Annotated in this window: 13 protein-coding genes; 8 read left to right on the forward strand and 5 right to left on the reverse strand. The window is 62.2% G+C overall.

The annotated features are described in order from the left end of the window. Positions 1-194 precede the first annotated feature (194 nt). On the forward strand, positions 195-641 hold the full coding sequence (locus ACN0X6_RS24485; RefSeq protein ID WP_417707935.1) for an acyl-CoA thioesterase: 447 nt from the start codon (positions 195-197) through the stop codon (positions 639-641). Positions 642-652: 11 nt separating this feature from the next. Here ACN0X6_RS24485 and ACN0X6_RS24490 read toward each other — a convergent pair whose 3' ends face one another. Beyond that, positions 653-1,255, reverse strand: a complete 603-nt coding sequence (locus ACN0X6_RS24490; protein WP_417707936.1) for a DUF4124 domain-containing protein — start codon at positions 1,253-1,255, stop codon at positions 653-655. Between the two features lie 20 nt (positions 1,256-1,275). Then, positions 1,276-1,917: an orotate phosphoribosyltransferase gene (gene pyrE, locus ACN0X6_RS24495; RefSeq protein ID WP_417707937.1), complete on the reverse strand. Its 642-nt coding sequence runs from the start codon at positions 1,915-1,917 to the stop codon at positions 1,276-1,278. 80 nt (positions 1,918-1,997) lie between these two features. Here pyrE and ACN0X6_RS24500 point away from each other — a divergent pair, with 80 nt between their 5' ends. Further along, positions 1,998-2,777, forward strand: a complete 780-nt coding sequence (locus ACN0X6_RS24500; protein WP_017676062.1) for an exodeoxyribonuclease III — start codon at positions 1,998-2,000, stop codon at positions 2,775-2,777. Between the two features lie 53 nt (positions 2,778-2,830). On the opposite strand, the gene ACN0X6_RS24505 is transcribed toward ACN0X6_RS24500, so the two are convergent. Genes ACN0X6_RS24505 through rph form a run of 3 tightly spaced genes read right to left on the reverse strand, consistent with a single transcriptional unit; the run spans position 2,831 to position 4,686 of the window. Then, positions 2,831-3,508 carry a tetratricopeptide repeat protein gene (locus ACN0X6_RS24505; RefSeq protein ID WP_288255867.1) on the reverse strand — a complete coding sequence of 226 codons (678 nt, stop codon included), beginning with the start codon at positions 3,506-3,508 and terminating at the stop codon, positions 2,831-2,833. 57 nt (positions 3,509-3,565) lie between these two features. After that, positions 3,566-3,940, reverse strand: a complete 375-nt coding sequence (locus tag ACN0X6_RS24510) for a DUF4870 domain-containing protein (protein WP_417707938.1) — start codon at positions 3,938-3,940, stop codon at positions 3,566-3,568. 26 nt (positions 3,941-3,966) lie between these two features. Then, positions 3,967-4,686 (reverse strand): ribonuclease PH, encoded by a 720-nt coding sequence (gene rph, locus ACN0X6_RS24515; RefSeq protein ID WP_192985516.1) that lies wholly within the window; start codon positions 4,684-4,686, stop codon positions 3,967-3,969. Between the two features lie 175 nt (positions 4,687-4,861). On the opposite strand from rph, the gene ACN0X6_RS24520 reads away from it, so the two are divergent. The 6 genes from ACN0X6_RS24520 to ACN0X6_RS24545 all read left to right on the forward strand — a co-directional run bounded on the left by ACN0X6_RS24520 (position 4,862) and on the right by ACN0X6_RS24545 (position 10,372). Beyond that, positions 4,862-5,725: a YicC/YloC family endoribonuclease gene (locus ACN0X6_RS24520; RefSeq protein WP_417707939.1), complete on the forward strand. Its 864-nt coding sequence runs from the start codon at positions 4,862-4,864 to the stop codon at positions 5,723-5,725. 205 nt (positions 5,726-5,930) lie between these two features. After that, positions 5,931-6,548, forward strand: coding sequence for a guanylate kinase (gmk, locus tag ACN0X6_RS24525; protein WP_417707940.1), 618 nt, complete (start codon positions 5,931-5,933; stop codon positions 6,546-6,548). 150 nt (positions 6,549-6,698) lie between these two features. After that, positions 6,699-6,962, forward strand: a complete 264-nt coding sequence (rpoZ, locus tag ACN0X6_RS24530) for a DNA-directed RNA polymerase subunit omega (protein WP_003464606.1) — start codon at positions 6,699-6,701, stop codon at positions 6,960-6,962. Positions 6,963-7,025: 63 nt separating this feature from the next. Beyond that, a complete protein-coding gene (gene spoT / locus ACN0X6_RS24535; RefSeq protein ID WP_417707941.1) occupies positions 7,026-9,137 on the forward strand; it encodes a bifunctional GTP diphosphokinase/guanosine-3',5'-bis pyrophosphate 3'-pyrophosphohydrolase in 2,112 nt (703 codons plus the stop codon). 68 nt (positions 9,138-9,205) lie between these two features. After that, the gene (locus tag ACN0X6_RS24540; RefSeq protein WP_003464610.1) at positions 9,206-9,586 is read left to right on the forward strand and encodes a RidA family protein; all 381 of its coding nucleotides are present in this window, start codon (positions 9,206-9,208) and stop codon (positions 9,584-9,586) included. 54 nt (positions 9,587-9,640) lie between these two features. Then, entirely contained in the window at positions 9,641-10,372 is a 732-nt protein-coding gene (locus ACN0X6_RS24545; protein ID WP_417707943.1) for a hypothetical protein, read from the forward strand. The last annotated feature ends 104 nt before the right edge of the window (positions 10,373-10,476 follow it).

Below are 10,476 nucleotides of genomic sequence, written 5' to 3' on the forward strand. Positions count from 1 at the left end.
GTAAGCCTAAATGCGTTACCTATGTCTCCCGACACCCGTTACCTATGTCCCCCGGCTGAACACACGGCGCACCCTACGAGATGACGCCGGCCATCGAGCGGGCTTATCGCAGGCCATCCGCACACCAACTCGAACTTGCCGCATTACCGACCAACGACCACGCTCACCGGGACCCTTTTCATAACGGAACGCCCATGAGCAGCCTGCCCGAACTCAGCCAGTTCAGCTTTTTCCACGCCTTGCGCGTGCGCTGGGCAGAAGTCGATCCGCAAAGCATTGTCTTCAACGGCCACTACCTGACCTACGCCGATGTCGCCATCACTGAATACTTCCGGGCGCTGGGCGTCGCCTACCCCGCCGACCTGGCTCGGGACGGCGGCGATTTCTTCGCCATCCGCGCCTTGCTCGAATACCGCGCCCCGGCGCGCTTCGACGATCAGTTGCAGATTGGCGTGCGCAGCGCGCGCCTGGGAAGGTCCAGCCTGACCTTCGCACTCGGCATTTGGCGCGACGGCGAGCTACTGACCAGCGGCGAAATCGTCTATGTTCACGCCGACGCCGCGACACGCAGCAGCGCGCCGCTGCCGCAGTGGCTCAGGGAGAAGATCGAGCGTTTCGAGAAAACTCAGCCGCTGGGCTGAATGACTGAGCCCTAAGGCTTTTTCTGCGGCTCGCCAAACAACTCGGCCAGGCGCGCACGATCAGCGGCGAAACCCGCCTCGGCCTGGGTGCGCGTCTCCTTGTAACGGGCGATATCACGCTGCAGGCGCCGCTGCTCTTCCTTGAGGTTGTTGATCTGCGCCAGCAAATGCTCCGGTACCTGGCGCCCGGCACGCTCATGGTCGGCCGCCTGGCTCTGCAGGTTGGCCTGTTGAGTACGCACCGACTGCAGATTGCCACGCGCGACGCTGGTGACACTGTCGAGCTCGGCCAGCTTGCGCTCACGGGCACGGTCGACATCATCGAGATTGGTGTACAGACGCAGCAACTTGGCGTCGCTGCTGGCGCGCGCCTTGTCCGCCTGCATGCGGGCGAACTCTTCAGGCGTCGGGGCCGGCGGGATCACCCGCAGCACGCGCCCCTGATCATTGAGCACCTCGTAACCCTTGCCGATGAACTCCGGCGGCACACCCTGGCGACTGAGCACCGTCACACCCTTGTCATCGACGTAGCGATACAGCTCGGCAGCCACGCCAGACAGCGGCAGTAGCAGGCTACAGAGCAGCGTACAGCGGGTCAGGAGCGGTGCAGGCATAAGACGACCTTGTGCTAGGGCTAGATTCCGTACTCGGCGCGATAGGCTTCGACGGCCGGCAGATATTGCTTCAGTTCAGCATCCCCTGCCAGATATTCCAATACCTGTTCGAGTGACACGATACTCACTACGGGCATGCCGAAGTCGCGCTCGACTTCCTGAATGGCGGAAAGCTCGCCCTGACCACGCTCCTGGCGGTTCAGCGCGATCAACGTGCCGGCAGCCTGCGCGCCCTGGCCCTGGATGATCTGCATCACCTCACGAATCGCGGTGCCGGCGGTGATCACGTCATCGACGATCAGCACCCGGCCCTTGAGCGGCGCACCGACCAGAGTGCCGCCCTCGCCGTGATCCTTGGCTTCCTTGCGGTTGAAGCACCAGGGCAGATCGCGCTGATGATGCTCGGCCAGCGCCACGGCAGTGGTCGCCGCCAGCGGAATGCCCTTGTAGGCCGGGCCGAACAGCACATCGAAGTCGATGCCACTGTCGACGATGGCAGCCGCGTAAAAACGCCCCAGCCGAGCCAGCGCCAGACCACTGTCGAACAGGCCGGCATTGAAGAAATAAGGGCTGGTACGCCCGGACTTGAGGGTGAACTGACCGAAACGCAGAACACCGCGTTCGATGGCAAAGCGAATGAAATCGCGCTGGTACGCTTGCATGAAAAGTCCCGGACGGCACGGATTTAGCTAAATGAGGTGAGCTCGGGTATCATACACGCACGTGTTTTTGGGGGCCATTTATGCGGATCATCAGTGTGAACGTGAATGGTATTCAGGCTGCGGCCGAGCGAGGTCTGCTCAGCTGGCTGCAAGCCCAGAATGCCGACGTGATCTGCCTGCAAGACACCCGTGCCTCCGCCTTTGAAATGGACGACCAAGCCTTCCAGCTGGATGGTTATTTCCTCTATGCATGCGACGGTGAAGTGCCCAGCCAAGGTGGCGTGGCGCTCTACTCGCGATTGCAACCCAAGGCGGTGATCAGCGGCCTCGGCTTCGAGATGGCCGATCGCTACGGGCGCTACCTGCAGGCCGATTTCGACAAGGTAAGTATCGCCACCCTGCTCCTGCCAAGTGGGCGGGACGGTGACGAGAGCTTGAATCAGAAATTCAAGTTCATGGACGATTTCACCCATTATCTGGACAAGCAACGCCGCAAGCGTCGCGAGTACATCTACTGCGGCTCGCTGCATGTAGCGCACCAGAAGCTGGACGTGAAGAACTGGCGTGACTGCCAGCAATCCCCCGGCTTCCTGGCGCCCGAGCGCGCCTGGATGGATGAGGTGGTTGGCAATATGGGTTATGTCGACGCCCTGCGCGAAGTCAGCCGCGAAGGTGACCAGTTCAGCTGGTGGCCGGATAACGAGCAGGCCGAGATGCTCAACCTGGGTTACCGCTTCGACTACCAGTTGCTCACTCCGGGCATGCGCCGTAGCGTGCGCAGCGCACGCCTGCCACGTCAGCCGCGCTTCTCCCAGCATGCGCCGCTGATCGTCGATTACGACTGGATTCTCAGCATCTGATCGACAGACACGAAAAAGCCGGCCTATCAGAGCCGGCTTTTTTATCACTTGAGTTACTGATTCAAACCACTGTCGGCCTGCACCAACAGATTGCGTATGTAAGCGTCATCGGCATAGCGCCGACTCAGATCGAGCAGATGGGCACGAGCCTGCTCGTATTCATGCAACGCCAAATAATTACGCACCAGTGCGATCTCGGTAATACGACCCGGCTCGATCTCGAACGCAGCCCGATTATAGGCAAGCGCCTTGCGATGATCAGCGTACTGCTCGCCGTTGTCGCCCAGGTATAGCAGGCCCAACACGTTATTGGCTGCCAGACCGCGGGGCTCCAGCGCATGAGCCTGCTCGAGCCTGGCGGCGGCCTCCGGCACCCTGCCCTGCATTAGATCGGCGTCAGCCATATTCACCAGGTAATCGTAGGAACCCTGTGGATAGTAGGCTGCAGCCTTGGCCGCGTATTCGCCTGAGCGCGGAAAGTCATTCAGCTCGTAATAGCCCAGCGAGATGAAGCGAAGCGCATGAGCTTTCTCCGCATCCGTTGCGACCGGGCTATTGGCCACCTCTTTGAACTTGGCAATCGCCTGCCGCGACTGCCCCACGTCGTGCAATTGTGCAGCCTCGACCCTCAAAGCCTGCAGTTTCGTCTGCTCGGCCAGCGTCCGCGCAGCATCACCGCACCCGACTAGCGCCGCCAGAAACCAAGCCAACGCCAACATTCGCACACTCATCAAACCTGTCCTTCCCTGCCACCGAAGGGTCGACCCTTCCGATCATTTCCAGTGCAATTACTTGATTAGCCGCCAACTGAACGGGTAGCGATAGGGCTGCCCTTCGTTGGCCTTGATACCCGCGATGATGGTCAGCACCAGCGCGGCCAGGCCCAGCAGCATCAGCAGCGGGAAGCCGATCACCACCACCACCATCAGGATGAAGCAGACGATGGCGGCCAGCGCCACGCTGATCTGGAAGTTCAGCGCTTCCTTGCCCTGCGCATCGACGAATGGGTCGAAATCCTTCTTGATCTGCCAGACGATCAGCGGACCGAGCAGATTGCCAAAGGGGAACACCAACCCGAGAAACGCGGCGAAGTGGCAGAACATCGCCCACTGACGCGCTTCCTGACTGGGCGTCGGAACCGGGTTTTGCATATCGTCATTCATGCGGGTGCTCCGCGCGGTTGAAGATTTCAGTCGACCAGGGCGGTCTTCTGCAGTTCAAAGATCTCGTTCATGCCCTTCTGCGCCAACGCCAGCATGGCGTTGAATTCTTCAGGCTGGAACGGTGCGCCTTCGGCAGTGCCCTGCACTTCGATGAAACCGCCGGCGTTGGTCATCACCACGTTGAGGTCGGTCTCGGCGGCGGAGTCTTCCAGGTAGTCCAGATCCAGCACTGGCTCGCCCTGGTAGATGCCGACCGACACCGCAGCGATCATCTGCTTGAGCGGATCGCCCTTGAGCGCACCACGCTTCTTCAGCACTTTCAGCGCATCGATCAGCGCCACCATGGCGCCGGTGATCGAAGCGGTACGGGTACCACCGTCAGCCTGGATCACGTCGCAATCGACGTACAGGGTGTTCTCGCCCAGCTTGGTCATATCCAGCGCCGCGCGCAGCGAACGACCGATCAGGCGCTGGATTTCCAGGGTACGGCCACCCTGCTTGCCACGGCTGGCTTCACGCTGGTTACGCTCGCCGGTGGCGCGCGGCAGCATGCCGTATTCGGCAGTCAGCCAACCCTGGCCCTGGCCCTTGAGGAAACGCGGCACGCCCGACTCGACGCTGACGGTGCAGATCACCTTGGTGTCGCCGAACTCGACCAGCACCGAACCCTCGGCATGCTTGGTGTAGTTGCGGGTGATGCGAATCGAGCGCAACTGATCGGCGGCGCGGCCACTGGGACGTTTCATCGAGCGATACCTACTTCATTAAGTGAAAACAGCACGCATTATAGGGGGCGGTCGAGCACGGCGACACGCAGAATTGGCGCCAGCAGACATCAGGCCCGATCGCCTGCACATGAAATGGGCAGGCGCCGTGAGCTACAATCCTGCGCTTTTCGAGCCGACTTCCACGAGGTATCCCATGGTTCACAGCATGACGGCCTTTGCCCGCAATGAGCAGGCAACCGCTCACGGCACACTGAGCTGGGAGCTGCGCTCGGTCAACCACCGCTATCTCGAACCGCACCTGCGCCTGCCGGAAGCCTTCCGCGACCTCGAAGGCGCGGTGCGCGAAGCCCTGCGCCAGGGTCTGTCACGCGGCAAGGTGGAATGCACCCTGCGCTTCGCCGAAGAAAGTGCCGGCAAACCATTGCAGGTCGACAGCGAGCGGGCTCGCCAACTGATCGCCGCCGCCGAGCAGGTCGCCGCGCTGATTCAGCAGCCGGCCCCGCTCAACCCGCTGGAAGTGCTGGCCTGGCCCGGCGTACTGGTGGCCGACTCGGCTGACCCGCAAGCGCTGAACTCCGCCGCGCTGAAGCTGTTCGACCAGGCACTGGGCGAACTCAAGGCCGGCCGCGCTCGTGAAGGCGCCGAGCTGGCCAGGCTGCTCAACGAGCGCCTCGACAGCATGCTCGACGAAGTCGCCGCCCTGCGCGAACTGGTACCGCAGATGCTCGCCGGGCAGCGCGCCAAGATCGAAACCCGCTTCGCCGAGATGCAGGCCGAGCTCGATCCGCAACGCCTGGAGCAGGAGCTGGTACTGCTGGCGCAGAAGAGCGACGTGGCCGAGGAGCTGGATCGCCTCAGTACCCATGTCAGCGAAGTCCGTCGCGTGCTCAAGGCCGGCGGTGCTGCCGGGCGGCGCCTGGACTTCCTCATGCAGGAACTCAACCGCGAGGCCAATACCCTCGGCTCCAAGGCCTTCGACCCGCGCAGCACACAAGCGGCAGTCAATTTGAAGGTGCTCATCGAACAGATGCGTGAGCAAGTACAGAACATCGAGTGAACACTGCTGCGCTAGGCTATACCGCGTTGAAACGAAGCAAAGCGTAGTAACAGCCAAAGGCTGGCCCGAAGGGGAGCGAAGCGTATAAATCAGGTTCGAAATGCTCATTTACAGTCGTAAACTCCGCTTTCTCACCTGATTTCGCCTTGTCTAGCCGTCGCTCGCTACGTTTTCACGCCCACCAAGATTTGCTCAGGAAGCTCTAATGGCCACCACCGGCACCCTCTACATCGTTTCCGCACCCTCCGGCGCCGGCAAGACCAGCCTGGTCAAGGCCCTGATCGACAGCGAGGCGCAGATTCGCGTCTCGGTATCGCATACCACCCGCGCCATGCGTCCAGGTGAGGTGGACGGGGTCAACTACCACTTCGTCGATCACGCGCAGTTCAGCGCCATGATCGAGCGCAGCGAGTTTCTCGAACACGCCCAGGTTTTCGACAACTTCTACGGCACCTCGCAGAAATGGGTCGAGCAGACCCTGAGCGAAGGCTTCGACCTGATCCTGGAGATCGACTGGCAGGGCGCACAGCAAGTGCGCAAGCTGATGCCGCAGAGCAAATCCATCTTCATCCTGCCGCCAACCCAGGAAGCACTGCGCCACCGCCTGACCAACCGCGGCCAGGACAGCGGCGAGATCATCGAACGGCGCATGCGCGAGGCCGTCAGCGAGATGAGCCACTATGTCGAATACGACTACCTGGTGATCAACGACGACTTCAATCATGCATTGAGCGACCTGAAAGCCATCTTCCGCAGCAACCAGTTGTCGCAAACGCAGCAACAGCAGCGCCATGCCGGGCTGCTCGGCGAACTGCTGGCATAAGAGCGGTCGCAAGCTTCAAGCCACAAGCTGAAAGTAAAAGCAAGGCCGGTTTGGCTCCTGCTGGTAGCTTGAAGCTTGCAGCTGCTTTACAATATCCAGTCCGCTCGCCCGTTCGGGCCAAGCTTATCCGCACACGTTACGAGGAACACCATGGCTCGCGTTACCGTCGAAGATTGCCTGGACAATGTTGATAACCGCTTCGAACTGGTCATGCTCGCGACCAAGCGTTCGCGCCAGTTGGCCACCGGCGGCAAAGAGCCGAAAGTGGCTTGGGAAAACGACAAGCCCACCGTCGTGGCCCTGCGCGAAATCGCGGCTGGCCTGGTGGACTATGACGTGATCGCCCAGGACGACATCGTCGAAGAAGAACCGCTGTTCGCTGCCTTCGAGGAAGAGGCCAACGAGCCTCTGTAAGTCGATGATGCCGGGTCGAAGTTGCGCGGCGTGTAGCCAAACCGGCCATGAGGGGAATACCCCATGGCTGGTATAGACGCTCTCGCCGACCGACTTTCGGCCTATCTCGGCCATGACCAGGTCAACCTGGTTCGCCGAGCCTACTTCTACGCCGAACAGGCGCACGATGGCCAACGCCGCCGCAGTGGCGAAGCCTACGTGACCCATCCGCTGGCCGTGGCCAGCATCCTCGCCGACATGCACATGGATCATCAGAGCCTGATGGCCGCCATGCTGCACGACGTGATCGAAGACACCGGCATCGCCAAGGAAGCGCTCAACGCGCAGTTCGGCGAGACCGTGGCCGAACTGGTCGACGGGGTCAGCAAACTGACCCAGATGAACTTCGAGACCAAGGCCGAGGCGCAGGCCGAGAACTTCCAGAAGATGGCCATGGCCATGGCCCGCGACATCCGCGTGATTCTGGTCAAGCTCGCCGACCGTCTGCACAACATGCGCACCCTCGATGCCATGCCGCACGAGAAGAGCCGGCGCATCGCCAAGGAAACCCTGGAAATCTACGCGCCCATCGCCAACCGGCTGGGCATGCACAACATGCGCGTGGAGTTCGAAGACCTGGGCTTCAAGGCCATGCACCCGATGCGCTCCGAGCGCATCCGCGCCGCCGTGCGCCGCGCTCGGGGCAACCGCAAGGAAATCGTCGCCAAGATCGAGGAGTCGATCCAGGTGTGCCTGCAGCGCGAAGGCATGGAAGGCGAAGTGATCGGCCGCGAGAAGCACCTCTACAGCATCTACCAGAAGATGCGCGGCAAGCGTAAGGCGTTCAACGAGATCATGGACGTCTACGCCTTCCGCATCATCGTCGACAAGGTCGACACCTGCTACCGCGTGCTCGGCGCCGTGCACAACCTGTACAAGCCGCTGCCCGGCCGCTTCAAGGATTACATCGCGATTCCCAAGGCCAACGGCTACCAGTCGTTGCACACCACGCTGTTCGGCATGCACGGCGTACCCATCGAAATCCAGATCCGCACCCGCGAGATGGAAGAGATGGCCAACAACGGTATCGCCGCGCACTGGCTGTACAAGTCCAGCGAGGACGAAGCGCCCAAAGGCAACCACGCCCGCGCGCGCCAATGGGTCAAGGGCGTGCTGGAACTGCAACAGCGCGCCGGCAACTCGCTGGAATTCATCGAAAGCGTGAAGATCGACCTGTTCCCGGACGAGGTCTACGTGTTCTCGCCCAAGGGCCGCATCATGGAGCTGCCGAAAGGCTCCACCGCGGTCGACTTCGCCTACGCGGTGCACACCGACGTCGGCAACACCTGCATTGCCTGCCGCATCAACCGCCGCCTGGCGCCGCTGTCGCAGGCGCTGGAAAGTGGTTCGACGGTGGAGATCGTCACCGCACCGGGCGCACGCCCGAATCCGGCCTGGCTCAATTTCGTGGTCACCGGCAAGGCGCGCACGCACATCCGCCACGCCCTCAAGCAGCAGCGCCGCTCCGAATCCATCAGCCTCGGCGAACGCCTGCTGAACAAGGTGCTGGCCAGCTTCGATACGCACCTGGAGAAAATCTCCGCCGAGCGCGTGCAAGCCGTGCTGGGCGAGTACCGCCAGGAAGTCATCGAGGACCTGCTCGAAGACATCGGCCTGGGCAACCGCATGGCCTACGTCGTGGCCCGCCGCCTGCTGGCCGAAAATGGCGACGACACCTTGCCGAGCAGCGAAGGCCCGCTGGCGATTCGCGGCACCGAAGGCCTGGTGATGAGCTACGCCAAGTGCTGCACGCCGATCCCGGGCGACCCCATCGTTGGCTACCTGTCGGCCGGCAAGGGCATGGTGGTGCACATGGAGAGCTGCCGGAACATCGTCGATATCCGCCACAACCCGGAAAAATGCATCCAGCTCAACTGGGCCAAGGACGTTACCGGCGAATTTAACGTCGAACTGCGCGTCGAGCTGGAGCACCAGCGCGGCCTGATCGCCTTGCTGGCCAGCAGCGTCAATGCCGCCGATGGCAACATCGAGAAGATCAGCATGGACGAACGCGATGGCCGCATCAGCGTCGTGCAGCTGGTGGTCAGCGTGCATGACCGCGTGCACCTGGCCCGCGTGATCAAGAAACTGCGCGCGCTCAAGGGCGTGATGCGTATCACCCGAGTACGCGCCTGACACAATTCCCCCATTTCCAGTCTGTAGGCTGGGTGCTCGACCCAACCAGTTCTCACAAGGAGCGATTCATGAGCAAGACCGTCATCACCAGCGACAAGGCCCCCGCCGCCATCGGCACTTACTCCCAGGCGATCAAGGCCGGCAACACCGTCTACATGTCCGGTCAGATCCCGCTGGACCCGGTGAGCATGGAACTGGTCGAAGGCTTCGAGGCACAGACCGTGCAGGTGTTCGAGAACCTCAAGGCCGTAGCCGAAGCCGCCGGCGGTTCGTTCAAGGACATCGTCAAGCTGAACATCTTCCTCACCGACCTGTCGCATTTCGCCAAGGTCAACGAGATCATGGGCCGCTACTTCGAACAGCCCTACCCGGCTCGCGCCGCCATCGGCGTTGCTGCTCTGCCGCGCGGCGCGCAGGTGGAAATGGACGCTATCCTGGTCATCGAATAAGTCGTTCGAGCGGGGCCCCGGCCCCGCTCGCCCTTCCCCGGCATGGAGATCGCCATGCGTCTGCTTCCTCTGCTGCTATGCGGCGCCCTGCTGAGCGGCTGCGCCAGTACGCCGAACAACGACCCGAGCGGCACCTGGATCAACCAGGCAGCCATCGATGCCGCCCGCGAAAGCGGTCGCCTGCGCGAGGCCCTGCTCGCCTATGGGCCCAATCTCGAATGGCAGATCAACCCCGAACGGCAGCAGGCCAGCTACAGCAATGGCTTCGAGCTGGCCGAGGGCAGGCTGCAGGGCACCGGAGAGGGGCGTTGGCAGGTGACCTTCTACGGCGACTACCAGGAACAGCTGGGCGTGCAAGATGGCGAGCTGGTGCAGATCGCCAGCGATTACTGGCCCGAGCAGCACTTCACCCGCGTCACCAGCTCCGGTGAGCCCAAGCCGCTGGGCAGCAGCTTCGAACAGGCGCTATACCGCGACTACCTGGGCGGCGACTGGCTGATCGAAGAGGGTTTGGGCCAGGGCGGCCTGGTGCGCTTCAACAGCGACGGACAGGTGCAGGGCCTGCCCGGTGCCGAACGCTTCGCCCTGTGCCTGGCGGGCGACTGCGCGGCCATGAGCGGCGAACATGACAGCCTCTGGCTGCAAGCTGGCGACCAGGGCAGCCCCTGGTTGTTCGTCCACGAAGGCAATCAGCTACGCATCTTCGAAGCGCAGAACCGCGCCCAGTTCGACGAGATGCCCGAGTACCAGCCCGGCCCACAGCGCTGGTTGCTCAAGCGCCGGTAGCCCTGTCGGATCGACTCTCCCCGGATCTCATCCGGGCTTGTATGTTCGTCAGGCACTCTAAAGTGGAAGAGGTAAGCCAAAAGAGTGCCGAGGCGGAGGGACTA

Source organism: Pseudomonas sp. (genome assembly GCF_048269965.1).
Taxonomy (GTDB): Bacteria; Pseudomonadota; Gammaproteobacteria; order Pseudomonadales; family Pseudomonadaceae; genus Aquipseudomonas.

Bases quoted from the DNA above. Each gene is read 5' to 3' on its own strand.
- ACN0X6_RS24485 (WP_417707935.1), top strand. From the start codon at position 195: ATGAGCAGCCTGCCCGAACTCAGCCAGTTCAGCTTTTTCCACGCCTTG.
- ACN0X6_RS24490 (WP_417707936.1), bottom strand. From the start codon at position 1,255: ATGCCTGCACCGCTCCTGACCCGCTGTACGCTGCTCTGTAGCCTGCTA.
- pyrE (WP_417707937.1), bottom strand. From the start codon at position 1,917: ATGCAAGCGTACCAGCGCGATTTCATTCGCTTTGCCATCGAACGCGGT.
- ACN0X6_RS24500 (WP_017676062.1), top strand. From the start codon at position 1,998: ATGCGGATCATCAGTGTGAACGTGAATGGTATTCAGGCTGCGGCCGAG.
- ACN0X6_RS24505 (WP_288255867.1), bottom strand. From the start codon at position 3,508: ATGAGTGTGCGAATGTTGGCGTTGGCTTGGTTTCTGGCGGCGCTAGTC.
- ACN0X6_RS24510 (WP_417707938.1), bottom strand. From the start codon at position 3,940: ATGAATGACGATATGCAAAACCCGGTTCCGACGCCCAGTCAGGAAGCG.
- rph (WP_192985516.1), bottom strand. From the start codon at position 4,686: ATGAAACGTCCCAGTGGCCGCGCCGCCGATCAGTTGCGCTCGATTCGC.
- ACN0X6_RS24520 (WP_417707939.1), top strand. From the start codon at position 4,862: ATGGTTCACAGCATGACGGCCTTTGCCCGCAATGAGCAGGCAACCGCT.
- gmk (WP_417707940.1), top strand. From the start codon at position 5,931: ATGGCCACCACCGGCACCCTCTACATCGTTTCCGCACCCTCCGGCGCC.
- rpoZ (WP_003464606.1), top strand. From the start codon at position 6,699: ATGGCTCGCGTTACCGTCGAAGATTGCCTGGACAATGTTGATAACCGC.
- spoT (WP_417707941.1), top strand. From the start codon at position 7,026: ATGGCTGGTATAGACGCTCTCGCCGACCGACTTTCGGCCTATCTCGGC.
- ACN0X6_RS24540 (WP_003464610.1), top strand. From the start codon at position 9,206: ATGAGCAAGACCGTCATCACCAGCGACAAGGCCCCCGCCGCCATCGGC.
- ACN0X6_RS24545 (WP_417707943.1), top strand. From the start codon at position 9,641: ATGCGTCTGCTTCCTCTGCTGCTATGCGGCGCCCTGCTGAGCGGCTGC.